The sequence below is a fragment of the Thiopseudomonas sp. SA1F2-1K genome, assembly GCF_057443035.1.
On record NZ_CM172014.1, the window covers coordinates 1,866,959 to 1,892,010 of the forward strand.

At 48.9% G+C, this 25,052-nt stretch carries 24 protein-coding genes and 1 riboswitch; of the genes, 8 read left to right on the forward strand and 16 right to left on the reverse strand.

From position 1 onward, the window contains the following. Positions 1 to 158: 158 nt before the first annotated feature. From AC2T15_RS09040 to rplM, 10 genes are all read right to left on the reverse strand, one after another. Positions 159 to 1,652, reverse strand: a complete 1,494-nt coding sequence (locus AC2T15_RS09040; protein WP_001120888.1) for an IS91-like element ISCR2 family transposase — start codon at positions 1,650 to 1,652, stop codon at positions 159 to 161. Between the two features lie 111 nt (positions 1,653 to 1,763). After that, a complete protein-coding gene (gene guaA, locus AC2T15_RS09045; protein ID WP_486778099.1) occupies positions 1,764 to 3,329 on the reverse strand; it encodes a glutamine-hydrolyzing GMP synthase in 1,566 nt (521 codons plus the stop codon). Positions 3,330 to 3,408: 79 nt separating this feature from the next. Continuing rightward, positions 3,409 to 4,881, reverse strand: coding sequence for an IMP dehydrogenase (gene guaB, locus AC2T15_RS09050; RefSeq protein ID WP_486778100.1), 1,473 nt, complete (start codon positions 4,879 to 4,881; stop codon positions 3,409 to 3,411). A 156-nt stretch (positions 4,882 to 5,037) separates the two neighbouring features. Further along, positions 5,038 to 5,490 carry a ClpXP protease specificity-enhancing factor gene (locus AC2T15_RS09055; protein WP_053104767.1) on the reverse strand — a complete coding sequence of 151 codons (453 nt, stop codon included), beginning with the start codon at positions 5,488 to 5,490 and terminating at the stop codon, positions 5,038 to 5,040. A gap of 12 nt (positions 5,491 to 5,502) precedes the next feature. After that, positions 5,503 to 6,123: a glutathione S-transferase N-terminal domain-containing protein gene (locus tag AC2T15_RS09060; RefSeq protein ID WP_053100173.1), complete on the reverse strand. Its 621-nt coding sequence runs from the start codon at positions 6,121 to 6,123 to the stop codon at positions 5,503 to 5,505. 97 nt (positions 6,124 to 6,220) lie between these two features. Then, a complete protein-coding gene (locus AC2T15_RS09065) occupies positions 6,221 to 7,006 on the reverse strand; it encodes a cytochrome c1 (protein ID WP_486778101.1) in 786 nt (261 codons plus the stop codon). Continuing rightward, positions 7,006 to 8,217: a cytochrome b gene (locus tag AC2T15_RS09070; RefSeq protein ID WP_053100178.1), complete on the reverse strand. Its 1,212-nt coding sequence runs from the start codon at positions 8,215 to 8,217 to the stop codon at positions 7,006 to 7,008. The genes AC2T15_RS09065 and AC2T15_RS09070 overlap by 1 nt, the downstream gene beginning before the upstream one ends. Beyond that, the gene (gene petA, locus AC2T15_RS09075) at positions 8,217 to 8,810 is read right to left on the reverse strand and encodes a ubiquinol-cytochrome c reductase iron-sulfur subunit (RefSeq protein WP_053100180.1); all 594 of its coding nucleotides are present in this window, start codon (positions 8,808 to 8,810) and stop codon (positions 8,217 to 8,219) included. Before petA ends, AC2T15_RS09070 begins: the two co-directional genes overlap by 1 nt. A gap of 258 nt (positions 8,811 to 9,068) precedes the next feature. Continuing rightward, entirely contained in the window at positions 9,069 to 9,461 is a 393-nt protein-coding gene (gene rpsI, locus AC2T15_RS09080; RefSeq protein WP_053100182.1) for a 30S ribosomal protein S9, read from the reverse strand. Positions 9,462 to 9,476: 15 nt separating this feature from the next. Then, positions 9,477 to 9,905, reverse strand: a complete 429-nt coding sequence (gene rplM, locus AC2T15_RS09085) for a 50S ribosomal protein L13 (RefSeq protein WP_053100185.1) — start codon at positions 9,903 to 9,905, stop codon at positions 9,477 to 9,479. Between the two features lie 373 nt (positions 9,906 to 10,278). Here rplM and dauA point away from each other — a divergent pair, with 373 nt between their 5' ends. Further along, positions 10,279 to 11,988, forward strand: coding sequence for a C4-dicarboxylic acid transporter DauA (gene dauA / locus AC2T15_RS09090; protein ID WP_486778102.1), 1,710 nt, complete (start codon positions 10,279 to 10,281; stop codon positions 11,986 to 11,988). Positions 11,989 to 12,034: 46 nt separating this feature from the next. Here dauA and AC2T15_RS09095 read toward each other — a convergent pair whose 3' ends face one another. Then, entirely contained in the window at positions 12,035 to 12,592 is a 558-nt protein-coding gene (locus AC2T15_RS09095) for a hypoxanthine-guanine phosphoribosyltransferase (protein WP_486778103.1), read from the reverse strand. A 128-nt stretch (positions 12,593 to 12,720) separates the two neighbouring features. On the opposite strand from AC2T15_RS09095, the gene upp reads away from it, so the two are divergent. Then, positions 12,721 to 13,359 carry a uracil phosphoribosyltransferase gene (gene upp, locus AC2T15_RS09100; RefSeq protein WP_053100190.1) on the forward strand — a complete coding sequence of 213 codons (639 nt, stop codon included), beginning with the start codon at positions 12,721 to 12,723 and terminating at the stop codon, positions 13,357 to 13,359. 3 nt (positions 13,360 to 13,362) lie between these two features. Next, on the forward strand, positions 13,363 to 14,628 hold the full coding sequence (locus AC2T15_RS09105; protein ID WP_486778104.1) for a uracil-xanthine permease family protein: 1,266 nt from the start codon (positions 13,363 to 13,365) through the stop codon (positions 14,626 to 14,628). A gap of 82 nt (positions 14,629 to 14,710) precedes the next feature. On the opposite strand, the gene thiC is transcribed toward AC2T15_RS09105, so the two are convergent. Then, on the reverse strand, positions 14,711 to 16,594 hold the full coding sequence (gene thiC / locus AC2T15_RS09110; RefSeq protein WP_053108480.1) for a phosphomethylpyrimidine synthase ThiC: 1,884 nt from the start codon (positions 16,592 to 16,594) through the stop codon (positions 14,711 to 14,713). Between the two features lie 86 nt (positions 16,595 to 16,680). Beyond that, a riboswitch (TPP riboswitch) is annotated at positions 16,681 to 16,782 on the reverse strand. Positions 16,783 to 16,985: 203 nt separating this feature from the next. Here thiC and AC2T15_RS09115 point away from each other — a divergent pair. The 5 genes from AC2T15_RS09115 (at position 16,986) to lnt (ending at position 22,458) form a co-directional block, all read left to right on the forward strand. Continuing rightward, positions 16,986 to 18,425 (forward strand): TolC family outer membrane protein, encoded by a 1,440-nt coding sequence (locus tag AC2T15_RS09115; protein WP_486778105.1) that lies wholly within the window; start codon positions 16,986 to 16,988, stop codon positions 18,423 to 18,425. Positions 18,426 to 18,571: 146 nt separating this feature from the next. Further along, positions 18,572 to 19,555 (forward strand): PhoH family protein, encoded by a 984-nt coding sequence (locus tag AC2T15_RS09120; protein ID WP_486778106.1) that lies wholly within the window; start codon positions 18,572 to 18,574, stop codon positions 19,553 to 19,555. After that, a complete protein-coding gene (gene ybeY / locus AC2T15_RS09125; RefSeq protein ID WP_053100200.1) occupies positions 19,542 to 20,021 on the forward strand; it encodes an rRNA maturation RNase YbeY in 480 nt (159 codons plus the stop codon). Before AC2T15_RS09120 ends, ybeY begins: the two co-directional genes overlap by 14 nt. Further along, on the forward strand, positions 20,018 to 20,863 hold the full coding sequence (locus tag AC2T15_RS09130) for a CorC family transporter (protein WP_486778107.1): 846 nt from the start codon (positions 20,018 to 20,020) through the stop codon (positions 20,861 to 20,863). Before ybeY ends, AC2T15_RS09130 begins: the two co-directional genes overlap by 4 nt. Before the next feature lie 68 nt (positions 20,864 to 20,931). Next, positions 20,932 to 22,458, forward strand: a complete 1,527-nt coding sequence (gene lnt, locus AC2T15_RS09135) for an apolipoprotein N-acyltransferase (protein WP_486778108.1) — start codon at positions 20,932 to 20,934, stop codon at positions 22,456 to 22,458. Here lnt and AC2T15_RS09140 read toward each other — a convergent pair. From AC2T15_RS09140 to AC2T15_RS09155, 4 genes are read right to left on the reverse strand one after another with little or no spacing between them, the layout of a single operon-like run. Beyond that, positions 22,452 to 22,673 carry a penicillin-binding protein gene (locus AC2T15_RS09140; RefSeq protein ID WP_486778109.1) on the reverse strand — a complete coding sequence of 74 codons (222 nt, stop codon included), beginning with the start codon at positions 22,671 to 22,673 and terminating at the stop codon, positions 22,452 to 22,454. The two genes, lnt and AC2T15_RS09140, sit on opposite strands and share 7 nt — an antisense overlap. 18 nt (positions 22,674 to 22,691) lie before the next feature. Next, positions 22,692 to 23,372: a DUF1294 domain-containing protein gene (locus AC2T15_RS09145; RefSeq protein ID WP_286593189.1), complete on the reverse strand. Its 681-nt coding sequence runs from the start codon at positions 23,370 to 23,372 to the stop codon at positions 22,692 to 22,694. A gap of 28 nt (positions 23,373 to 23,400) precedes the next feature. Then, a complete protein-coding gene (locus AC2T15_RS09150) occupies positions 23,401 to 24,336 on the reverse strand; it encodes an AEC family transporter (RefSeq protein ID WP_486778110.1) in 936 nt (311 codons plus the stop codon). A gap of 26 nt (positions 24,337 to 24,362) precedes the next feature. After that, positions 24,363 to 25,052, reverse strand: a complete 690-nt coding sequence (locus AC2T15_RS09155; RefSeq protein ID WP_486778111.1) for an HAD family hydrolase — start codon at positions 25,050 to 25,052, stop codon at positions 24,363 to 24,365.

A 25,052-nucleotide genomic window follows, 5' to 3' on the forward strand; every position in this document is an offset into this window, starting at 1 on the left:
CGATGCAACCCAATCCGGCTGACGGGGAGCCAGCAACGCTGAAAATTTACCCTCCTCTTTCCCACTAGCGGCTCCTTTTCCGACAACCAGCACGGCGGATCCCTGCCGCGGCGCTGTGAACGCAGCATTTTGATTGGTATCGTTGGCCTTCAGGCTCGTCAGTCAAACAGACCCAGGAGCAGCTCAGCCGGTGGCGCCCGGCTTTCGGGTAACGCCCTGGTCCCGCTGGTTTCGGCTTTGTGCTTCAGGTGATCAAGGATCTGCTTGATCACTATAGGGTCTTCAATGCAGGCGATGACTTTCATGGCGCCGCCGCAGCCGCTGCAGGTCTCGATGTCGATATTGAAAACACGCTTGAGCCGTTGCGCCCATGTCATCGACGCTCGCCGTTGTGCTGGTGTTGCCGGTTCATCAGCCACCCTGACCTTGTTGCCCCTGCCCCGTTTTGCCGGCGTGACCAACGCCCGGTGCCGACTGTTGGGTGCGAACACCCCGTGGAAGCGGGTTAGGTTGACTCTGGGCTTCGGTACCAGGGCGGCCAGCCTTGCAATGAAATCCAATGGTTCGAAAATGACGTGCGTGGTGCCGTCCCGGTACGGCGTCTTGAGCTGGTAGCGCACGTTGCCGCCTCGTGTTAACGACAGCCGCTTCTCGGATACCGCCGGGCGGCTGATGTACCGGCACAGCCGTTCGAGCTTCTTGCGTTCATCGGCCCTGGCCGCCACGCCGGCGTGCAGGCTGGACCCGGCTACCTTGCCAATCCCGTCACCGAACGGATCACCACTGGTCGGCAGAGTTTGCAAAGTGAACACCTTTCGCCCCGCCTGTGAACCGACAGCGATACGGTAAGTGATCGAGTGCCCCAGCAGGGGTGTCATCGGGTCGTCATCCACCGCATCCGAGGCCAGATAGCTGTTTTCGACATCCCGTTCCAGCAGGCCTTGCCGTTCCAGATAGCGACCCACCCGGTGGGCGATGGTGTGCGTCAGCTGGGTGAGCTCTGGGCTGGTCGGCGCCTTGACCCAGCGGAAACGCGCTGAGCCGTGGGATTGCTCGACATACACACCGTCGAGAAACAGCATGTGGAAGTGAACATTCAGATTGAGCGCCGATCCAAAACGCTGGATCAGGGTGACCGCGCCCGTCTTGGCCACTTGGTGGGTATGGCCCGCTTTCTTGACCAGGTGCGTGGCAATGACGCGGTAAACGATGCCCAGCACCCACCCCATGATCTCGGGCCGGCTGGCAAACAGGAAACGCAGCTGAAACGGGAAGCTCAACACCCACTGACGCATGGGTTGTTCAGGCAGTACTTCATCAACCAGCAAGGCGGCACTTTCGGCCATCCGCCGCGCCCCACAGCTCGGGCAGAAACCGCGACGCTTACAGCTGAAAGCGACCAGGTGCTCGGCGTGGCAAGACTCGCAGCGAACCCGTAGAAAGCCATGCTCCAGCCGCCCGCATTGGAGAAATTCTTCAAATTCCCGTTGCACATAGCCCGGCAATTCCTTTCCCTGCTCTGCCATAAGCGCAGCGAATGCCGGGTAATACTCGTCAACGATCTGATAGAGAAGGGTTTGCTCGGGTCGGTGGCTCTGGTAACGACCAGTATCCCGATCCCGGCTGGCCGTCCTGGCCGCCACATGAGGCATGTTCCGCGTCCTTGCAATACTGTGTTTACATACAGTCTATCGCTTAGCGGAAAGTTCTTTTACCCTCAGCCGAAATGCCTGCCGTTGCTAGACATTGCCAGCCAGTGCCCGTCACTCCCACTCGATAGTCGCTGGTGGTTTGCTTGACACATCATAAACCACGCGGGAAATACCCTCGATTTCATTAATGATTCTGCCGGAGACTTTCTCCAGTAAATCATACGGTAAGTGCGCCCAACGGGCGGTCATAAAGTCGATGGTCTCTACTGCACGTAGCGAAACCACCCACGCATAACGGCGCACATCGCCTACTACACCCACAGATTTAACCGGCACAAAGACCACAAAGGCTTGACTGGTTTTATCGTACCAACCGGCATTGCGTAACTCTTCAATAAAGATATGGTCTGCTTGGCGTAGCAAGTCGGCGTATTCTTTCTTAATCTCACCTAAAATACGCACGCCCAGGCCAGGCCCTGGGAATGGGTGGCGATACACCATGCTTTCAGGAAGACCAAGCTCTACACCCAGCTTGCGCACTTCGTCTTTGAACAGTTCGCGTAGTGGCTCAACCAGTTCAAACTTCATATCTTCAGGTAAACCGCCGACGTTGTGGTGCGATTTAATTACCTTAGCTTTACCGTGCTTAACCGCCGCCGATTCAATCACATCTGGATAAATCGTGCCCTGCGCTAAGAAGTCGATGCCTTCAAGTTTGCTCGCTTCTTCATCAAAAACCTCAATAAAGGTGCGACCAATAATTTTGCGTTTTTCTTCAGGGTCAGTAACACCTGCAAGCAGCCCTAAAAAGCGCTCTTCAGCATCTACTCGGATTACCTTTACGCCCATATTCTCGGCAAACATCTGCATCACCTGATCGCCCTCGCCTAAGCGCAGCAAACCATGATCCACAAACACACAGGTTAATTGCTCGCCAATCGCACGGTGCAATAATGCCGCTACTACGGATGAATCTACCCCGCCCGATAAACCTAACAACACCTGCTTATCACCGACCTGAGCGCGGACGGTAGCAATGGCATCATCAATAATATTGCTTGGCGTCCATAACGCCTCACAACCACAAATGCGCTGCACAAAGCGAGCTAAAATTTCATTGCCTTGGGTGGTGTGAGTGACTTCTGGATGGAATTGCACGGCGTAGAATTGACGCTCTTCGTTAGCCATGGCCGCAATCGGGCAGCTAGGCGTGCTGGCTAAGGTGACAAAACCTTCTGGCAACACCGTAACCTTATCGCCATGGCTCATCCACACGTCCAAGTTAGCACCGTCATCGCGAATACCATCTAACAACGGACTATTAGCGGTAACTGTTACTTGCGCCGAACCAAACTCACTGGCAGCAGAGCTTTCTACCTTGCCACCTAACTGCTCAGCCATGGTTTGCATGCCGTAGCACACGCCCAATAGCGGTAAGCCTAGCTCAAACACATACTCAGGCGCTCGCGGGCTGCCCATTTGGTGCACTGACTCAGGGCCACCAGACAGAATAATACCGCGTGGATTAAACTCACGGATTACCTGCTCTTCGATATCAAACGGATGAATTTCGCAAAACACGCCTAAGCTGCGAATGCGACGAGCAATCAATTGAGTGTATTGGGAACCAAAGTCCAGCACGAGGATGCGATGGGCGTGGATATCTTGAGCAGTCATCGGAGTTATCTCAAAAATAAATAAAAGTCTAAAAGACAAACCGCCTAAAATTGGCGGTTTGTCGGGGTGTTACTCACACTTAACTAACGCGGTAGTTAGGTGCTTCTTTGGTAATTTGTACATCATGCACGTGGGACTCAGCCATACCCGCACCGGTGATACGTACAAACTGTGGCTTAGTACGCATATCCTCAATGGTGGCAGATCCGGTATAACCCATGGAGGCACGTAAGCCACCCATTAACTGGTGCACAATGGCTGACATCGCGCCTTTATAAGGTACGCGGCCTTCAATACCTTCCGGTACCAGTTTTTCAGCGCCGGCGTTACTGTCTTGGAAGTAACGGTCAGATGAGCCTTGAGACTGAGCCATAGCACCCAGTGAGCCCATACCACGGTAGGACTTATACGAGCGACCTTGGAACAGCTCAATTTCACCCGGTGACTCTTCAGTACCAGCAAACATCGAACCCAGCATCACTGTATCGGCACCGGCCACAATCGCTTTAGCTAAGTCGCCTGAGAAGCGAATACCGCCATCGGCAATCATTGGCACACCGGTATCTTTCAGCGCTGCGGATACGTTAGCAATCGCCGAAATTTGTGGCACGCCCACCCCTGCAACAATACGGGTAGTACAGATTGAGCCTGGACCAATCCCTACTTTTACAGCATCGGCACCGGCTTCAACCAATGCTAACGCAGCTTCAGCAGTAGCAATGTTACCGCCAATGACCTGTACCTGTGGGAAATGCTCTTTCACCCAGCGTACACGCTCAATGACTCCGCGCGAGTGACCGTGAGCAGTGTCTACCACTACCACGTCAACTCCCGCTGCCACTAACGCTTCGATTCGCTCACCGGTATCAGCACCGGTACCTACCGCAGCGCCTACACGTAAACGGCCCTGCTCATCTTTAGAGGCTAACGGATAGCTTTTGGCTTTTTCGATATCACGGAAAGTCACCATGCCGCGCAGTTGAAACTGCTCGTTTACCACCAACATTTTTTCAATGCGGTGCTCATACAGCTTAGCTTTAATCTCTTCAAGACCGGTGCCTTCTAAGACAGTCACTAACTGATCTTTAGGCGTCATGATTGCTTCAACGGTTTCGCCCGCTTTCGGGGTAAACCGTAAGTCACGACCCGTCACAATACCGACTAACTCTTTGCTATCAGACAATACTGGAAAACCAGAAAAACCTAGTTCTTCAGCTTGTGTCAAGACTTCAGTAATTTTGGTGTAAGGTGAGACGGTCACCGGATCATGCACAATCGCCGTTTCATAGCGCTTTACTTTACGCACCTGAAGGGCTTGTTGCTCAATCGTCATATTCTTGTGAATAATACCGATACCGCCCTCTTGCGCCATGGCAATGGCTAAACGGGCTTCAGTAACAGTATCCATAGCTGCAGACAGCAGCGGAATATTCAGCTCAATGCCACGCGTCAGTCGAGTTTTCAAACTAACGTCTTTTGGCAGAACTTCGGAATAACCTGGAATTAATAAAACATCATCAAAAGTCAGTGCTTCTTGACTAATACGCAGCATAGCGAATGCTCCCCGACGGGAAAATGGAAGCGCGACATTATACCTTTTGCAGCACTTCTTCTCAACCTTTTGAGTGACCTTTCCTAAGCCTTAAGCCCCTAGTATTTTTCATACCAGCTGCGATCACTCATCCTCTTGTTTGTCTTTAATGGGTGGTTACTTAACCACGGTTAGCGTAGGTCGCCCTTTAGCCGGTTTGGCAGCGGAAGCTTCGCTAGTCTCTGGTGGCATATCATCTGCAGCACTATCAACCACAGCTAAGGTCGGCTCTGCTTCATCGCTTGCGGGCAGCGCTAATTCATCTTCTGGCTCAAAGAACATGCCTTGCCCATTCTCTCTGGCATAAATGGCTAAGACGGCAGCAATAGGGATATACACTTGAAATGGCACGCCACCAAAGCGCGCTTCAAAACTAACGGCCTCATTATCCATCTGCAAGTAACGCACTGCTGCAGGTGAAACATTGAGCACGATCTGTCCATCTTGGGCAAATCCTTCGGGCAAGTTTGCCCCTGGATATTCACTGATTACCAACAAGTGCGGAGTGCACTGGTTATCCACTAACCACTCATGTAACGCACGAATCAGGTATGGACGACTGGAGTTCATAGGCTCTCCTAATTAAGGACGCATCAATAGCTCAGCTTCGGTTAAACTTTCCCGAAAAGCTTCACGCTCAAAATTGCGCTCCATATATTCAATTAAGGGTGCGGCAGCTTTCGGCAGCTCAATGCCTAAAGCTGGCAAACGCCACAACAATGGCAACAAACAGCAATCAACCAAGCTGTACTCTTCACTCATAAAGTAAGGCATGCTGGCAAATACTGGAGCCACCCCTATTAAGCTTTCTCGCAGCTCTTTACGGGCTTTGTTGCGCGGCGTTTCTTTGGTGTTTTTATCTAAAATAAGTTCAGCTAACTGGCACCAGTCACGCTCGATGCGATGCATCAGCATACGACTATTAGCCCGAGCTACAGGATACACAGGTAATAAAGGAGGATGAGGATAACGTTCATCGAGGTATTCCATAATCACCGTAGACTCATATAACGCAAGATCACGATCGACTAAAGTTGGAACAGTCCCATAAGGATTAACATCAGTTAGAGAAGCAGGACACTCACCCGCCACCACATCAAACATCTCCGCTGTTACTGCCTTCTCTGCCAGCACCAGACGCACACGATGCGAATACTGATCAACTGGATCCGAGTAGCAGCCCAATTTATTTGGAACGGCCATGGCTTTCCTCCTTAAAAAATAATTACGCTTATCGCATAAAAACACACGCGCCTCGAGGGGCGCGTGTGTGGTTTTTACTTATACTGCTGAACTGCTCTTAATGAACATCTTTCCAGTACTCACGCTTCAAGAAGTAAGCGAAGACAAAGAAAAATGCTAAGAATAACAGCACATAAGTACCAATACGCTGACTCTGAAGCTTAACTGGGTTAGCAGAATAAGCTAAGAACGTGACAAGGTTTTGAATTTTCTGGTCAAATTCAGCTTCAGTTAGAGTACCAGTTTTCGGCAGTACTGTAAGTTCGTTGTCAGACTCTTTAGTTAAAGGTGTGCCAGTTAAGGGGTCAAACACCTTTTTACCTTTTTCATCGACGGCTTGAACTTGAGCAGTACCCACTGTTTGTACACCTTGTAGGTGTACTAAAACGTTAGGCATACCAACGTTCGGGAATACTACGTTGTTCACCCCAAATGGACGGCTTTCGTCCACATAGAATGAGCGCATATAGTTATATACCCAATCATTACCACGCACGCGGGCAACTAAGGTTAAATCAGGTGGCGCAACACCAAACCATTTTTTGGCTTGATCTGACGTCATACTGGCTTTCATGTGATCGCCATATTTAGCGTCACTTGGAAATACCAAGTTTTCCATCATTAACTCTTCGCTAATTCCTAAGTCATCAGCTACACGCTCATAACGCTGGAATTTAGCCCCGTGACAGCCCATGCAATAGTTAGCAAAAGTGCGCGCACCATCTTGCAAGGCTGCTTTATCGGTTAGGTCTACCTTAATTGATTGCCATTCGTAGTTTGGCACCTCTGCAAAGCCTAATGTCGGCAATGCAGCAAATAGTAATGCAATAATTCGCTTTTTCATTAGCCAGTCACCCTTTCTGGAACCGGTTTGGTTTTTTCCATGCTGGTATAGAACGGCATGAGGATAAAGTACAGGAAGTACAGCACTGTACAAATCTGTGAGATCAAGGTGAAAGTAGGCGTTGGCTGTTGTACACCCATGTAACCTAAAATCACGAATGAAATACAGAAAATCCATAACCAAAGTTTGCTCATCCAGCCTTTGTAACGCATAGAGCGCACTGGGCTACGATCTAACCATGGCAACACAAACAGCAGCGCAATCGAGGCGCCCATGGCAACCACACCCATTAACTTGTCAGGCACCGCACGCAAAATCGCGTAGAACGGAGTGAAGTACCAAACTGGGGCAATGTGCTCAGGGGTTTTAAAGGCGTTAGCTTGTTCAAAGTTTGGTTTTTCTAAGAAGAAACCACCCATTTCTGGGAAGAAGAACACCACAAAGCAGAACACAAATAAGAACACCACCACACCCACGATATCTTTCACTGTGTAGTACGGGTGGAATGGAATACCATCTAAAGGTACGCCGTTCTCGTCTTTGTGTTTTTTGATATCGATACCGTCTGGGTTGTTCGAACCCACCTCGTGCAGCGCAATAATATGCACCACCACTAGACCTAACAATACGATCGGCACTGCAATGACGTGCAATGCAAAGAAGCGGTTTAGGGTAATACCTGAAATCAGGTAGTCACCACGAATCCACTCAGTTAAGTCAGCACCAATAACTGGAATCGCACCAAATAGGGAGATAATTACCTGGGCACCCCAGTAGGACATTTGTCCCCAAGGCAGCAGATAACCCATGAACGCCTCAGCCATTAAGGCTAAGTAAATTAACATCCCGAAGATCCACACCAGCTCCCGCGGCTTCTGGTAAGAGCCATACAGCAATCCACGGAACATGTGCAAATACACCACCACGAAGAATGCTGAAGCGCCTGTGGAGTGCAGATAGCGCAGAATCCAACCATACTCAACATCACGCATGATGTATTCAACGGAAGCAAACGCACCTTCAGCAGAGGGCTCATAGCTCATGGTTAGCCAAATACCGGTGAGGATCTGGTTAACTAACACTAAGAGGGCTAAGGAACCAAAGAAGTAGTAAAAGTTAAAGTTCTTTGGTGCGTAGTATTTAGAGAGATGATCTTCCCACATTTTAGTTGCGGGAAAACGGGCGTCGACCCACTCCATGAACTTACTCATTACGCGGTCTCCTGATCTATACCGATGATCACAATTTCATCAGTTTCGTAAGAATGCGGAGGTACTGGCAAGTTTAAAGGTGCAGGCTGCCCCTTGAATACGCGGCCAGCGAGGTCATATTTAGAACCGTGGCATGCACAAAAATAACCGCCAACCCAGTCTGGCCCTAAATCTGCAGGAGCAACTTCAGGACGGTAGGTAGGAGCACAACCTAAGTGGGTGCATAAACCTTCAACAATTAGCAGATTAGGCTTAATTGCACGGTTTTTTGGATCCACATAAGTCGGTTGCTCAGAGTGCTCAGAGCTTGGGTCTGATACTACGCTATCGAGCTTAGCCAGATTACTCATCACCTCATCGGTACGGTTTACAATAAAGACCGGCTTACCACGCCACTCAGCAACTACCTGCTGGCCTGGTTCCACCTTACTAATGTTAACGCGCACCGGTGCTCCCGCGGCCTTAGCCTTCGCACTGGGTTGCCAAGAACCCAGAAACGGGATAGCAGCGCCAACCGCTCCAGCAGCACCTACTACCGAAGTAGCGGCCACCAGAAAGCGACGTCGGCCTGCATTCACGCCGTCTTTGCTCATCAAGTCGTCTCCCATCAACAGTTTTGCCTGTGTTACAGGCTTTCTTTTCTATTAAAAGCTAGCAGCATTATCAAAGTGCACAGATGTTAAAGAAAAGACACACTTAAGACAAGGGAATGAGGCATGCCCCCGTCACTAAAGTGCGATTCGTTGACCTAACAACGAAGCATTTTCTAAACCTAGCTTTTGCACTAATTTTATATAAAAAACGCCCAGAATCCTCTCGGAAACGGGCGTTTTGATATACGGTAGAGCGTATCAGCGCTTGGAGAACTGAGGACGCTTACGTGCTTTACGCAGACCGATTTTCTTACGCTCCACTTCACGCGCATCACGGGTAACAAAGCCCGCCTTACGTAAAGCACCACGTAGGGTTTCGTCGTACTCGATCAGCGCACGGGTAATACCGTGACGGATCGCACCCGCTTGACCACTCGCACCACCACCAGCAACAGTCACGTACACATCAAACTTCTCTAGAGTCTCAGTTAACTCTAAAGGCTGACGTACCATCATGCGCGAGGTTTCACGGCCGAAGAAAACTTCTAAGCTGCGATTGTTAATAGAAATGCTGCCTGTACCTGGACGTAAGAATACGCGTGCAGTTGCAGCCTTGCGACGGCCTGTGCCGTAATTTTGATTCGCCGACATAGTCTACTATTCCCGTTAAATCTTAAGTTCTTGGGGCTGCTGTGCAGTGTGCGGATGCTCAGCACCTGCATACACTTTCAGCTTGCGATACATCGCACGACCCAGTGGATTGTTAGGCAACATACCCTTAACTGCGTTTTCAATCACGCGCTCAGGTGCCTTAGCAATTAACTTCTCGAAGCTGATTTCTTTGATACCGCCTGGGAAACCAGTGTGAGAGTAGTAGATTTTGTCTGATGTTTTCTTGCCGGTAACACGCACTTGTTCTGCGTTGATAACTACGATGTAGTCACCCGCGTCAACGTGTGGAGTGTATTCAGGCTTGTGCTTACCACGTAAACGGCTAGCGATTTCTGTAGCCAGACGACCCAGGGTCTGACCTGCAGCGTCGACAACATACCAGTCGCGCTTAACTGTTTCCGGTTTTGCTGTAAATGTTTTCATTAGCAATTGGCCTCAAGGCCGTCTCATCAATTAAAAGACGGCGAATCCTACTGAATAGTGCTTACTTTGACAAGTCAAAGGTGCCGAATAATCGACGCTATTTACGGGGGCTCGGGTCTTAGCGTGGTCATATTTGCGGCAGTTATGTATATGTTCGGCAGGTCTGCATCTCCCGCCTTCCCTTCTCAATTGATTAGGCTTTATCAAGAAAAGAGCCGCGCTATTATGCCAAACGAGTGAAAAATTGCAACTCAATACCTAAGAAAGTTGCCATTTTCCGCAGAAGTACACTTTTTTCGAGCAGAGGCGTAGTATCAAGCAGCTGCCTGCACACTAAGTCAGCGCTTGATTGCTTTGCATGTTAGGAGTACGCATGTATTTTCCCCCACTGTTTTCGGCTTGGAAACACACCTTAAGCGCGGGCTATAACGCGCAACGCTTACGCAGCGATATTATCGCTGGAATTACTGTCGGGATTATTGCCATCCCTTTGGCCATGGCTCTCTCAATTGCCATTGGCTTGCCACCACAACATGGCTTATACACCGTACTGGTTGCAGGTTTTTTAATTGCCTTACTCGGCGGTTCACGACTCAACGTATCAGGGCCAACCGCTGCCTTTGTAGTCATTTTGCTACCCATTACCCAGCAATTTGGCTTAGCAGGGCTATTAATTTGCACCCTGATGGCAGGCGCTATTTTAATCGGCATGGCACTACTGCGTGCTGGCTCGTTACTGCAATTTATTCCCTACCCGGTCACCTTGGGCTTTACCGCTGGAATCGGCATTGTACTAGCCACCTTACAAATGAAAGATGCCCTAGGCCTGAGCAATATTGGCCCTAGCAGTAATTTTTTAGAACAGGTACAGCAACTAGTTCTAGCCCTACCAAATATCCAACTGGGAGACAGCTTAATCGCAGCGATCACCTTAACTATTTTGATTGCTTGGCCGCGCTTCTTCCCTCGTGTTCCAGGGCATTTACCTGCCTTAGTCATAGGCACTTTATTGGCCATCACTTTTAAGCATTTTGATTGGCCAGTTGCCACCTTGGGCGAGCGCTTTAGTTACTTTGTTGAGGGCGTTGAGTACCCCGGTATTCCACCTTTCTTACCCTCCTTTGCCTGGCCATGGACACTGCCTGGACCCAGTGGCGAACCGCTGGTGCTCTCTTTTGAGCTATTTAGACAACTACTGGCTCCCGCATTTGCCATTGCCATGCTAGGCGCCATTGAGTCATTGCTCTGTGCGGTCGTCGCTGATGGCATGGCAGGCACTAAGCATGACTCCAACGGCGAACTCTTTGCCCAGGGCATAGGCAACCTCGTCGCCCCCTTGTTTGGCGGCATTACCGCCACCGCTGCGATAGCCCGCAGCGCTGCTAACGTGCGAGCAGGCGCTTACTCACCAATGGCTGCGATGACTCATGCGTTAGTCGTATTACTGGCAATGCTGTTTCTAGCACCGCTCTTTAGCCTATTGCCAATGTCCGCTTTGGCAGCGCTACTATTGATGGTGGCCTGGAATATGAGCGAGCCCAAGCATGTGATCCATACCTTAAAGATAGCTCCACGTAATGATATTTTAGTGCTACTTACCTGCTTAATTTTGACTGTGCTGTTCGACATGGTCTTAGCCGTTGGCGTCGGTTTAATCCTAGCGGCTGGTTTATTTATTAAGCACATCAGTGAAACGACTGACACTCGCCCTAGTCATGCGCCACATATCAAAGCTTTACAAGATCTTCCCGATAGTATTTGCAGCTACAGTATCCGCGGCCCCTTATTTTTTGGCGCAGCAGAGAAAGCGCTCAGCGTACTACGCCAAGTCCAACCAAGCATTAAGGTCGTGATCATTGATATGAGTGCAGTTCCGGTGTTGGATATGACAGCAATTGCAGGGCTAACTAAGGTACTCGAGGATTATCGTCAGCGAGATATTGGTGTAATTTTAGTAGGGACTACCAGTCGTTTACGTTTAAAGATGCGCCGCGCCAATATTCGACTCAGCCCTAAACAATTGTCTTATGTGCGTGATTTTGAGCAAGCTCGAGCTCGGGCTGAAAACTGGCTAACAGCTTAAGTCTAGCGCCAGCGACCGCTTACCTGTGGTCGCTCCGGCGGATGACTTACAACCCTTTTACCGCAAAAATGCCCGGCGCATTACGCCAGTAACCAATGTAGTCCATGCCATAACCAAAAATATAACGGTCAACACAGCTCAGTCCAGTAAAGTCAGCCTTGAGCCCGGGGCGCGCTTTACGATCGTGATCTTTATCAATTAACACCGCGGTATAGACATTGGCAGCCTCTTCCTTACGGCAAAACTCAGCGATCGCTGACAAAGTGTGTCCTTCATCTAAGATATCATCGACAATAATCACATTGCGCCCACGCAGTGAAATTTCAGGCTTAGCCTTCCAAAACAGCTCACCACCACTGATCTCATTGCGGTAACGGCTAGCATGCAAATAGGAATACTCCAGCGGAAAATTCAGCTGCGACAAGAGCTTGCCTGCAAAAATTAAACCGCCATTCATTACGCAAAAAACAATCGGGTTAGCGTCAGCTAGTTGCGCAGTAATTTCTGCTGCCATCTTGCTAATCGACGCCTCAACCTGCTGTTCGGTGTAAAGCACATCCGCCTCAGCCATTACCTGTTTAATTTGCTCAATATCAGTAGACACAACCGTACTCCAAAAAATAAAGCGGAAAAGGTACTGCTTAGATTGATGAAGCGCAAGATTAAAACTTAGAGTTAGCGCAATTTTAGTTTAATCTTAGCCCGTCCATCTGTTTTATGAGAGCTGTCAGCATGCCTGTGTACGAAATCCAACACCCTTTAGTGCGCCACAAACTCGGTCTAATGCGCCGCGCCGACATTAGCACTAAAAACTTCCGTGAGTTATCCCAAGAATTAGGCGCCCTACTCACCTACGAAGCCACCAAAGATCTCCCCCTCGAGCAGCATGAAATTGAAGGCTGGAATGGCCCCGTTGCGGTTGAGCGGATTGTTGGCAAAAAAATCACCGTCGTGCCTATTTTACGTGCAGGAATTGGCATGCTAGATGGCGTGCTGACTTTAATTCCTAGCGCCAAAGTCAGTGCCGTGGGGGTTGCCCGCAACGAGGACACCCTTGAGGCACACACTTATCTAGAAAAACTCGCTCCAGAAATTAACGAGCGGATGTCATTGATTATTGATCCTATGCTTGCCACTGGGAACTCCATGGTTGCCACCATTGACCTGCTAAAGCGCGCCGGCTGTAAGGAGATTCGCGCCATGGTTCTTGTGGCCGCTCCCGAGGGCATTAAAACCGTCAACGATGCACATCCCGATGTGAAAATTTTTACCGCATCAATTGATCAAGGGCTCAATGAAAAGAGCTATATCATTCCCGGCCTTGGCGATGCTGGCGATAAAATTTTTGGTACTAAGCAAAAGGATAGCTAAGCCATGCAGTCCCCTGTCGTTACTGAGCCTCTCTGGAAACAAGCGCTAGCTGGCGCCCAGATGCTGTTTGTGGCCTTTGGTGCCTTGGTGCTAATGCCCTTAATTACTGGGATGGACCCTAACGTAGCACTTTTCACCGCTGGCCTTGGCACTTTACTATTTCAATTAGTCACTGGCCGCCAAGTACCGGTTTTTTTAGCCTCCAGCTTTGCTTTTATCGCCCCCATTCTGGCTGCTAAAAGTAGCTTTGGCATGCCAGCTGTCTTAGGCGGAATCGTAGCAGCTGGCGTGGTGTATATGCTGCTCAGCGCCGCTGTGCATCTAAAAGGCAGTGGTTTTATTGACCGCCTGCTACCGCCTGTAGTGATTGCTCCGGTAATTATCTGTATCGGTTTAGCCCTATCACCCACTGCGGTGAATATGGCCATGGGCAAAGCCGGTGATGCCAGCGCGCAACTGGTGCCTTATAACACTGCCATGATCATCTCGATGAGCGCCCTAGTCAGCACCGTGTTAGTGGCTGCTTTAGGTAAAGGCCTGTTTCGCTTAGTACCCATTCTAGTCGGAATCATCGTCGGTTATGGGCTATCGCTCAGCTTTGGCATTGTCGATACTGCCGCAATTAATGCAGCACCTTGGGTCGCTCTACCGCAATTTATGGCACCCGAGTTTCACTGGGGAGCGATTCTTTATATGTTGCCGGTTGCACTAGCGCCAGCCATTGAACACATTGGCGGCGTTGTCGCAGTAGGTAACGTGACAGGGCAAAACTACATTAAACGCCCGGGTTTACACCGCACTTTACTGGGTGATGGAATAGCCACTTCTGCTGCGGGCATGCTGGGCGGGCCGCCAAATACCACCTATTCTGAAGTGACTGGTGCAGTGATGCTCACCCGTAACTTCAATCCTAAAGTGATGACCTGGGCAGCAGTTTTTGCTGTGGTGCTGGCCTTTATTGGTAAGTTTGGTGCAGCCTTGCAGAGTATTCCGGTTCCAGTGATGGGCGGCATTTTATGCCTACTGTTTGGCTCCATTGCAGTGGTTGGCCTCAATACCTTGATTCGCAATCAAGTAGACTTATCTGAAGCCCGCAGCTTAATCATTGTGTCCGTCACCTTAGTGTTTGGCATTGGCGGCATGGTGCTTGGTAATGGTGAGTTTGCGCTATCTGGCATCTCGTTATGTGCCTTAGTAGCCATGCTGCTCAATTTAGTTTTACCGGGCGGCAATGCGTGGCGTAAGTCACCACCTAGCTTAGATATTTAAGTTGTCACCTACAAAAACGCGCCGCTGAGATAATGAGCTCAGCGGCGCGTTTTTTATCGCTTACATTAAACCTGCGTTAATGTTACACCTGCTTGTAGATGATGGAGCCCTCTTCACGGAAACGATTGGACTGCTCTTTAAAGCCTGCCTCAATCGCTTTTTGCTCATCGGTTAAGCCATTTTCTTTAGCGTACTCTCGCACCTCTTGGGTGATTTTCATCGAACAGAACTTAGGGCCACACATGGAGCAGAAATGCGCCACCTTTGCCGACTCTTTCGGCAGCGTTTCATCATGGAAAGCCCGCGCAGTATCTGGGTCCAAACCTAAGTTAAACTGATCTTCCCAACGGAACTCAAAACGCGCTTTACTCAACGCATCATCACGCAATTGCGCACCCGGATGGCCTTTAGCCAAGTCTGCAGCATGGGCAGCAATTTTGTAGGTAATAATTCCGGTTTTGACGTCATCTTTATTGGGTAAACCAAGGTGCTCTTTAGGCGTGACGTAACACAGCATCGCACAGCCATACCAACCAATCATCGCTGCACCAATACCTGAGGTAATGTGATCGTAACCCGGCGCAATATCGGTGGTTAAAGGGCCAAGCGTATAGAATGGCGCTTCGTCACAGCACTCGAGTTGCTTGTCCATGTTTTCTTTAATCATATGCATTGGCACGTGACCAGGGCCTTCAATAAAGCACTGCACATCATGCTTCCAAGCAATTTTGGTCAGTTCGCCCAGTGTTTCTAACTCAGCAAACTGCGCTGCATCGTTCGCATCAGCTACCGAGCCAGGACGCAAACCATCACCAAGCGAGAAGCTCACATCATAAGCCTTCATGATTTCGCAAATTTCTTCAAAGTGCGTGTACAAGAAGTTTTCTTTGTGGTGCGCTAAGCACCATTTCGCCATAATCGATCCGCCACGGGACACAATTCCTGTGACACGCTTAGCGGTTAGCGGCACATAGCGTAACAACACCCCAGCGTGAATTGTAAAGTAGTCAACGCCCTGCTCGGCTTGCTCAATTAGGGTGTCACGGAACAACTCCCAAGTTAAGTCTTCGGCAATACCATTCACTTTTTCCAGCGCTTGGTAAATTGGCACCGTACCTACGGGTACCGGTGAGTTGCGGATAATCCACTCACGGGTTTCGTGAATATTTTTACCGGTAGACAGATCCATAATGGTGTCTGAACCCCAACGAATACCCCAGGTCAGTTTAGCCACTTCTTCTTCAATCGAAGAACCCAGCGCACTGTTACCAATGTTGCCGTTAATCTTCACTAAGAAATTGCGGCCCAAAATCATTGGCTCAAGTTCAGTATGGTTGATGTTAGCTGGAATAATCGCCCGACCACGAGCAATTTCAGAGCGCACAAACTCTGGGGTAATTTCTTTTGGAATGCTCGCACCAAAACTATGACCTGGATGCTGGCTATCTAACAAACCCGCTTCCCGCGCTTTTTCCAGCTTCATGTTTTCACGAATCGCGACGAACTCCATTTCCGGCGTAATAATGCCTTGGCGTGCATAGTGCATTTGTGTCACGTTTTTACCCGGCTTGGCGCGACGCGGATTACGAATAGCTGCAAAGCGCATTTTGCTCAACTCAGCATCATTGAGCCGCTCACGACCGTACTCAGAGCTTAAGCCAGGTAAAATTTCGGTATCACCTCGCTCTTCGATCCACGCGCTACGAACATCAGCCAATCCCTTACGTACGTCAATGGTGACGTTAGGATCGGTATAAGGACCTGAAGTATCGTAGACAAAAACTGGTGCGTTTTCTTCAACTCCCTCATCGGTCACGGTAGGCGTTAGGCTGATTTCGCGCATCGGCACTAAAATATCTGGACGCGAACCCTGCACATAAATTTTACGTGAGTTAGGAAAGGGCTGCACAGACTGTTCATCAACCTGAGCGGTTTGGCTCAAGTGTTGGGACAGGTTTTGACTCATCTTCACGGTTCTCCATTAGACACTAAGACTAGGCAACACTGAGAGTAGTCGGGGAACCTGAGGGCAAAAGCTCGCCTGCCAAAGAATGACACGCTTATCTTGTTCCCTACGCAGGTCTTAACCCGATCAGGTTCAACGGGATCCGGTTATTACCAATCTCAGCCATAATGGCACCCCGACAAGAACAAGCTTCAGTCTACGCACTCCACCCCTATAGGAGCAAGCTTGATTGAACAACACCTAAGATTAAACAATCTGAACGACCCATTAGTCATCTTAACCAATACTTAATCTTCAACAAAAAACGCGTACACTGTAGCTTCAGAATTGACCACGCACGCTCTGAGCTTTAGCCTTAAAGCATTGACCTATACTTTCAAGGAAGCGATTTATGTTATTGCCACGCCTGTCACTTGCGTTAGCCGTTAGCTTTACCATTAGCAGTTTCGCCTATGCCAACCCCGCGTTAAGCAAGCCCTCGGTCATGGATATTTACCAACAAGCGCTGACCAATAATCCTGATTTAGCCGCGGCCCATGCAGATTTAAAAGCTAAACAAGAGCTCACACCACAAGCCAAGGCTGGCTTACTGCCTCAGCTCTCAGCTGCTGCAGGTACTAGCCATAATCGCACCTCGGTCGATACCACCTTAGGCACTATCCGTAAAAATCGTAGTGGCCACTCCTACCAAGCCTCACTCTCTCAACCTTTATTTCGCTTAGATCGCTGGTACCAGCTAAAATCAGCCGAGTCAGCCAGTGAGCAAGCCACCTTAGAGTATTCTGCGGTTGAGCAAGGCCTAATTTTACAATCTGCAGAAGTGTATTTTGCAGTGTTACGTGCCCAAGATAACCTCGCTGCCACCCGAGCTGAAGAAGCAGCTTTTAATCGCCAATTTGAACTCGCCAATGAGCGCTTTGATGTAGGATTATCTGATAAGACCGACGTTCTTCAAGCACAAGCAGCCTTTGATGCGGCGCGAGCTAACCGTATAGTGGCCCAGCGCATGGTCGATGAGGCCTACCAAGCCTTAACCACCCTAACCAACCAACACTACACTGGGCTTAAAGGGGTTAAGCATAACTTACCGATTGTTGCCCCCAGCCCTAACGATGCTACTTCCTGGGTTAATACAGCCGCGGAGCAAAACTTACAACTGCAAGCCATTCACCATGCCGTTAACGCCGCTGAACAAGGGGTTAAGCAACGCAAATCAGCGTTTGCTCCTTCAGTCGATGCAGTTGCCCAGTACCAACGGGGCGATAACGATGCACTCGGCATGGTTAACAGCCTGCCCCTACCAGGCGTGCCGCGTTATAACGGCAATGCCAGCCAGCGCAGTATTGGCATTCAGCTCACTATTCCGCTCTATACCGGTGGTATGCTCAGCTCGCAAGTGCGTGAAGGGATCTACCGTTTAGATCAAGCCGAACAAATGCGCGAAAGTTTACGACGCCAAGTGGTGCAAGATACCCGTAACTATCACCGCGCGGTGAATACGGATGTAGACACTGTGCAAGCACGCCGCCAAGCTATTATTTCTGGTTTAAGTGCAGTGGAAGCCACACAAATTGGTTACGACGTGGGCACCCGCAATATTATTGATGTGCTAGATGCCCAGCGCCAGCTCTATGCCGCAGTGCGCAACTACAATAATGCTCGCTATGACTACATCTTAAATAATCTACGCTTACAACAAGCAGTAGGTACTTTAAGTCCTGCTGCACTGCAAGATTTAGGCCTGTATTTAAACCCTAACTATGATCCCGATGCTGACTTTCTACCGCCTAACTTAGAGGCAGAAATTGAGGCCAACTTACGCCGTCGCTAATCGATTACTGCCTAGCTACTTTTCATCGACCGCCAAGCAATAAACCTTTGCCATTTTTTGTGGCAAAGGTATGCTAGAGCTGCCTGTGATTACGAGCTTAATCACAGCAAACTTTCTTTGATTAATAAAGGCTAACTGAAAAACTCTTGAACGCATCAATCAAACCTCTTCGCTTCTCGCTAGACTCTTTTGAAGCCGCGCGCTTCGCTAATCTTTGTGGCCAATACGATGAACACCTGCGCTTAATTGAACAACGCACAGGGATTGAGATCCGTAATCGTGCCGAACACTTTGAGTTAATCGGCAGCAGTGAAAAAACCCAAGCCGTTGAGCGCTTATTGCGCCGCCTGTACCGTGAAACCAAAGCCTCTGAACTCACCCCAGATATGGTCCATCTATTCCTACAAGAATCAGCCATGGACGACTTAGTGGCTAATCCAGTCAGTAACATTACCCTAAAAACTCGTAAAGGATTTATTAAGCCACGCGGCGCTAATCAGCAAGGGTATGTACAATCGATTTTAGAGCATGATATTAACTTTGGCATTGGTCCTGCTGGCACCGGGAAAACCTATCTGGCCGTTGCCTGTGCGGTGGATGCCCTAGAAAAAGAGCAGATTCAGCGCATTTTATTAGTTCGTCCTGCGGTAGAGGCGGGTGAAAAGCTGGGTTTTTTACCCGGTGACTTATCGCAAAAAATTGACCCTTACCTACGTCCTTTATATGACGCACTCTACGAAATGCTTGGTTTTGAACATGTCAATCGCCTGATTGAACGGCAAGTCATTGAAGTGGCGCCCTTAGCCTATATGCGCGGTCGTACCCTCAACAATAGCTTTATTATTTTAGATGAGAGCCAAAACACCACTGTCGAACAAATGAAAATGTTCTTAACCCGTATTGGTTTTGGCTCAACAGCAGTAATTACCGGTGACATTACCCAAGTCGACTTGCCGCGCGGTACACGCTCTGGTTTAAGCCATGTCTCTGAAGTCTTAAAAGATGTACCTGGCATTGGCTTTACCCACTTTAAATCCAGTGATGTAGTGCGCCATCCGTTAGTACAACGAATTGTGGAAGCCTACGCTAAATTTGAACAGCGCCACGAGGCACAAAATGGTCACGCTTGATTTACAAATTGCCAGCACGGCTCCGCACTTACCTAGCTATGAGCAGCTTTTAACTTGGTGCCAAACCGCACTCCAACAGCGCACTACGGCCTCTGAGCTGACTATTCGAATTGTTGACTTAGCTGAAGGTTTAGCTCTAAATTCGCAGTGGCGCGGAAAAGACTATGCCACCAATGTCTTGTCTTTTCCGGCTGACATTCCAGAGGGTTTATTAGATATTCCTTTACTGGGAGATTTAGTGATTTGTGCACCGGTAGTGGCCCAAGAAGCTAACGAGCAGCATAAATCCCTAGAAGCCCACTGGGCACATTTAGTGCTCCATGGCTGTTTGCATTTACTGGGCTTTGATCATATTGAAGATGATGAAGCTGAAGAAATGGAAAGTTTAGAGCAACAGATGATGGCAGAACTGGGTCACCCCGACCCCTATCGTGACGACGAACTAACGGATTACACACACTCATGAGCGACGAACACTCGAGTAACGGGCATAAGTCTTGGCTAGATCGTATCGCCCAAGCTTTTGCCCAAGAACCCAAAACCCGCCAAGAACTCTTTGATTTACTGCGGGAAGCAAATCGCAACAAACTACTCGACAACGATGCCCTCGCCATTATCGAGGGAGCAATAGAAGTGGCTGACCAGCAAGTGCGAGACATTATGATTCCGCGCTCGAAAATGGTCAGCATTAAGGCAACCCAAACTCCTGAAGAGTTTTTGCCTGCCATTATTGAAGCGGCACATTCACGTTACCCTGTAACGGGTGAAACAACCGATGAAGTACTGGGAATTTTACTGGCCAAGGATTTGCTCCCCTTAATTCTTAACCAAGAACTCAGGGAAAACTTTGATCTCAAGACTCTTATGCGACCGTGTAACTTTGTGCCTGAATCCAAACGCCTAAACGTATTACTCAAAGAGTTTCGGGCCAACCATAACCATATGGCAGTCGTCATTGATGAATATGGCGGCGTGGCTGGATTGGTCACCATTGAGGACGTGCTAGAGCAAATCGTAGGCGACATTGAAGATGAGCATGACGTTGAAGAAGATATGCACATTCAGCGGGTGCCAGGTGGCGACTATATTGTCAAAGCGCTTACCCACATTGATGATTTTAATGAGTTCTTTGCCAGCGACTTTTCTGAAGATGAGTTTGACACCATCGGTGGGGTTGTAATGAGCGCCTTTGGTCACCTGCCTAAACGCAATGAAACCATTGAAATTGACGGCCTGCGCTTTCGAGTGATTAATGCCGACAGTCGCCGTTTACACCTACTACGGGTGACACGCACCAATACACCTTAATCTCAAGCTAATAAGGGCTAGCTAAGCTAGCCCTACTCTTGAATCCAGTGATAGGGATACAACACGCCATGCAGCGGATACTTCAACCAGGCTGGAGCGGCCACTTTATCAGTCTGTTGATGGGTGGACTCATTACTCTATCGCTCGCTCCTTTTAACTTCTGGCCACTGGCACTGGTTGCTGTGGCTTGGTTGTATCTTGCAGTTAACGAGCTTTCGCCCAAGCAAAGCTTTGCCCGTGGCTGGTGGTTTGGTTTTGGTGCATTCTTAAGTGGCACCAGTTGGGTGTATGTCAGCATCCACAATTTTGGTAATGCGCCGCCTTGGCTAGCAGGCTTACTCACCTTAGGTTTTGTCGGCGGACTAGGATTGCTGCATGCAGTACAAGCTTGGGCCTGGAGCCGCTGGTTCAAACCAGCCTCCAGCAGCTTTAGCGCCCCCTTTGCCTTTGCTGCACTTTGGGTAGCCTTTGAAGCCTTTCGCGGCTGGTTTTTAACAGGCTTTCCTTGGCTCTATTTAGGCTACAGCCAAGTCGAAGGCCCATTTTCTGGTTTAGTACCCGTCGGCGGCGTGTGGCTTGCAAGCTTTGCCTTAGCCTTATGTGGCGCACTACTCGGTTACGCTTTACTCCAACGCCACCGCGCATCGGCCATCTGGCAAAGCCTGGTCAGTTTAGGCGCCCTACTCTTAGGTGCTTTAGCGCTACATAATAATTTATGGACTCAGCCTAAATCCAACAAACCGCTGTCAGTGATTGCTATTCAGGCCAATGTCGAGCAAAACCTCAAGTGGGACCCCGCTGCTCTCAATCAACAGCTGCAACTCTACCGACAAATGACCCTAGCTGCCGGTGGCGCTGATTTAGTGATCTGGCCTGAAACGGCGGTGCCCTATATGAAAGATCTTGCGTTTAATTATTTAGCCCTAATGGATGACTGGGCACGCGCTAACCACAGTAGTTTTATCACTGGCATTCCCATTCGCCAACATAATGAACACGGAGAGCTGCGCTACTACAATGGGATTACCACTGGTGGCCAAGCCCAAGGTGATTACCTTAAGCAAAAATTAGTCCCTTTTGGTGAGTACGTCCCCCTTCAAGAAACCTTGCGCGGTCTCATTGAGTTTTTCGATTTGCCCATGTCTGATTTTGCCAAAGGCCCAACTCAGCAAAGCCCAATTCAGGCAGGTGAGTATCAAGTTGCCCCTTATATTTGCTATGAGGTGGTGTACCCAGAATTTGCTGCCGAGTTAGCAGCGCAAAGCGATGTGTTACTGACGATCAGTAATGATACCTGGTTTGGCCGTTCACTCGGCCCGCTCCAGCACCTGCAAATGGCGCAAATGCGTGCCCTTGAAGCAGGCCGCTGGATGGTACGTGCCACCAATAATGGGATTTCTGTAATTATTGATCCTAAAGGTAAAATCACCGAGCGCATTCCACAATTCGAGCAAGCGGTTCTCACCGGTGAAGTGCTACCTATGCAAGGCCTGACGCCTTATCTGCAATGGCGCTCTTGGCCATTAATCATGCTCAGTAGCCTCTTTTTATTTTTAGGCTTTTGGAAGCGCCGTTCTTTATTTGAGGATCAATAGCTAGAGTTAGGTGAGTCATAGGGATGAATATCGCCATACACTTCTTCCGGATCAACCTCGTTTAGTACCAGTACTTCTTTTACTGTTTCAATGTGATCGAGCACTCGCTGGTAATCATCACCGTACTCATATTTAGTTACTTCAATTGCTTTAGGCATATAACTGAACGCAATTTTTAGTGCGGTTAGTGCGTGCCCACTTAATTTATCTGTCATATTTAAGCCTTCAATTTATTAATAATTAAAACCAATAAACGTTAACGCATGCTGCCCCAAAAACAATGTATCGATCCAAAACGCTAAATGCAGAAATACAATCAGCCAGTAAGTTGATTGATAAGACTCTTTACGCGTTTTGTGTCTAAATGCCTTCTGCGCAATAAACGCACCTGGCCAACCGCCTAGTAACTCAACACTATGTAAATCCAGCTCAGCAATGCGGCGACTGTCTGACTGAGCTTTTTCTTTATCTAACCAGTACTGAATGAAACTTGTAAAACTAGCCACCACATACAAAACAATTGGCCAGATCCAGAATTTTTTCATAAACAACTCAAACAGGCCATAACCTGTAATACATACGCATAGAATAAATACAGCTGTTTTCCAGGCGGCATCTTTTCCCTGTGTGTTATTTTTTCTTTTAACTTGCTTAGCTTTTACCGTTTGTTGGTACTGCTTAGGTTTTCTGCGGATTTTTGGACGATCAATCGACAACGCAGTATCACGCATATGACTGGCTCGCCAGCGCCCTTTTTCATCCTTACTAGCTAAATAATAAACCTTGGCTCCCGCGACAGGTCGACTTTCGCCGCGCATTGCTGAGATATGAACAAAAATCCTGCCCTGCTCCCCTTCAATAAAGCCAAAGCCTTTTTGATCATCCCAAGTTTTTAATATGCCCTGCTGCTCCATTATGAATAACCTTATTTTTCTATATGTACTACAAGTTAAATATATCGATTATATATAGCCCCACGTTAATACTGATAATTGAGAACAGCGTACTCAGTACAATAATCCGCGCCGCTAATTGCTCATCCGCCCCTACCGCTTTAGCCATGACGTAGCTAGCAGCCGCTGTAGGACTGGCAAAATATAAAAACAAAATGCCCAAGTCTTGGCCGCTAAAGCCTACGCTAGCTGCACCCAAGGTTGCCAATAACGGCAAACTAAACACTTTGAAGATGCTGGCATACAAGGCCCCCGCCGCCGGTTTAGTGGTGCTATGCAGCGCTAAGGTGGCACCAATACAAAGTAGCGCGAGCGGCAACGAGAGTGAACCAAAGGTTTTGATTGATCCTAATAACCATGCTGGCAAAGCCAGCTGCCAATAAGCAATCGGCAGCGCCAGCAACACACTAATAATCAATGGATTTTTAATGATACTTAACATTACCTGGCGCCAGCTATGTTGACTGTGTGGGCTATACACCTCTAGCACAATCACTGCTAACACGTTATACAACAGGATCACCAAGCCAGCCAGCACGCCTCCCACAGACAAGCCATAATCCCCATATAAGCTGCCAGCTAGAGCTAAACCAACAATCCCATTATTGCCACGAAACGCCCCTTGCACCAAAACTCCACGCAACGGCCGTGGATAACGCAAACACACAAGCCAAGCTAAGGCAAAGGTGACTAAGGTAGCTAGGGTAAAATAGCCCATCAGCTTTGGCTGCCAGGCGTAAGCAAAATCTGCTTGCACAATCGCTGCAAATAATAACGCCGGTAACGCCGCCTTAAATACTAGATTGGAGGCCACCGCCATAAAATGATCATCAATCCAAGCCACGCGGCGCAACAACCAACCCAACAATAGCAAGGAAAAAACCGGTGCGGTAACGCTTAGGGTGTTAAAAAATAGCGCAAGCATGGGCTGCTCTGATAAGGGCCGGAGATTTAAAATATATCAAGTAATTGTGCCAAACGCTGAATTTGATAAGTTGGCTCAATTGCATGGTGCCAAGGCACTTGGGTAGGGTTAAACCATACCGTGCGAATTCCCATTTGCTGCGCACCTAAAATATCATCCTGCGGATTATCACCAATATGCACCAACTGTGCTGGCGTAATATCGGCTACCGCTAATAGCCGCTGATAAGCTTGAGGATCAGGCTTGCCTACACCTATTTGCTCCGCATTCAAGGCATGTTGAAAATAATCACTCAACCCTACCTGCTGAATATCCGCGTTGCCATTGGTTAAGGCCAACAAGGGGTAGCGCTTAGCCAACTGTTGTAAAGTACTCAAGGTATCGTGGAAAAAGGTGACTTGCTGCCTAGCCTGTAAGTAAGCGGCAAAAGCCTGCTGACTTAACACTTCAGCCTGTTTCAGGCTATAGCCCGCCTGCTGCAAAGCTTGCTGAATCATTAACCGCCGCACGCGGCTCACTTGAAAATGCCAATCGGGATTTTGCTCAATAATCTTTGCCCGTAATGGCACCCGCAGCTGTGCAAAATCTGCGCCTAAGCGTGGGGCATGTTGCACCAGCCAGTCCACCAACACTTGCTCGGCATGGACCATAGTTGGTGCAATCGGCCAGAGGGTATCATCAAGATCAAAGCTTAAATATAAAGGCGGCTTGTGCAT

Bases quoted from the DNA above. Each gene is read 5' to 3' on its own strand.
- AC2T15_RS09040 (WP_001120888.1), bottom strand. From the start codon at position 1,652: ATGCCTCATGTGGCGGCCAGGACGGCCAGCCGGGATCGGGATACTGGT.
- guaA (WP_486778099.1), bottom strand. From the start codon at position 3,329: ATGACTGCTCAAGATATCCACGCCCATCGCATCCTCGTGCTGGACTTT.
- guaB (WP_486778100.1), bottom strand. From the start codon at position 4,881: ATGCTGCGTATTAGTCAAGAAGCACTGACTTTTGATGATGTTTTATTA.
- AC2T15_RS09055 (WP_053104767.1), bottom strand. From the start codon at position 5,490: ATGAACTCCAGTCGTCCATACCTGATTCGTGCGTTACATGAGTGGTTA.
- AC2T15_RS09060 (WP_053100173.1), bottom strand. From the start codon at position 6,123: ATGGCCGTTCCAAATAAATTGGGCTGCTACTCGGATCCAGTTGATCAG.
- AC2T15_RS09065 (WP_486778101.1), bottom strand. From the start codon at position 7,006: ATGAAAAAGCGAATTATTGCATTACTATTTGCTGCATTGCCGACATTA.
- AC2T15_RS09070 (WP_053100178.1), bottom strand. From the start codon at position 8,217: ATGAGTAAGTTCATGGAGTGGGTCGACGCCCGTTTTCCCGCAACTAAA.
- petA (WP_053100180.1), bottom strand. From the start codon at position 8,810: ATGAGCAAAGACGGCGTGAATGCAGGCCGACGTCGCTTTCTGGTGGCC.
- rpsI (WP_053100182.1), bottom strand. From the start codon at position 9,461: ATGTCGGCGAATCAAAATTACGGCACAGGCCGTCGCAAGGCTGCAACT.
- rplM (WP_053100185.1), bottom strand. From the start codon at position 9,905: ATGAAAACATTTACAGCAAAACCGGAAACAGTTAAGCGCGACTGGTAT.
- dauA (WP_486778102.1), top strand. From the start codon at position 10,279: ATGTATTTTCCCCCACTGTTTTCGGCTTGGAAACACACCTTAAGCGCG.
- upp (WP_053100190.1), top strand. From the start codon at position 12,721: ATGCCTGTGTACGAAATCCAACACCCTTTAGTGCGCCACAAACTCGGT.
- AC2T15_RS09105 (WP_486778104.1), top strand. From the start codon at position 13,363: ATGCAGTCCCCTGTCGTTACTGAGCCTCTCTGGAAACAAGCGCTAGCT.
- thiC (WP_053108480.1), bottom strand. From the start codon at position 16,594: ATGAGTCAAAACCTGTCCCAACACTTGAGCCAAACCGCTCAGGTTGAT.
- AC2T15_RS09115 (WP_486778105.1), top strand. From the start codon at position 16,986: ATGTTATTGCCACGCCTGTCACTTGCGTTAGCCGTTAGCTTTACCATT.
- ybeY (WP_053100200.1), top strand. From the start codon at position 19,542: ATGGTCACGCTTGATTTACAAATTGCCAGCACGGCTCCGCACTTACCT.
- AC2T15_RS09130 (WP_486778107.1), top strand. From the start codon at position 20,018: ATGAGCGACGAACACTCGAGTAACGGGCATAAGTCTTGGCTAGATCGT.
- lnt (WP_486778108.1), top strand. From the start codon at position 20,932: ATGCAGCGGATACTTCAACCAGGCTGGAGCGGCCACTTTATCAGTCTG.
- AC2T15_RS09140 (WP_486778109.1), bottom strand. From the start codon at position 22,673: ATGACAGATAAATTAAGTGGGCACGCACTAACCGCACTAAAAATTGCG.
- AC2T15_RS09145 (WP_286593189.1), bottom strand. From the start codon at position 23,372: ATGGAGCAGCAGGGCATATTAAAAACTTGGGATGATCAAAAAGGCTTT.
- AC2T15_RS09150 (WP_486778110.1), bottom strand. From the start codon at position 24,336: ATGCTTGCGCTATTTTTTAACACCCTAAGCGTTACCGCACCGGTTTTT.
- AC2T15_RS09155 (WP_486778111.1), bottom strand. From the start codon at position 25,052: ATGCACAAGCCGCCTTTATATTTAAGCTTTGATCTTGATGATACCCTC.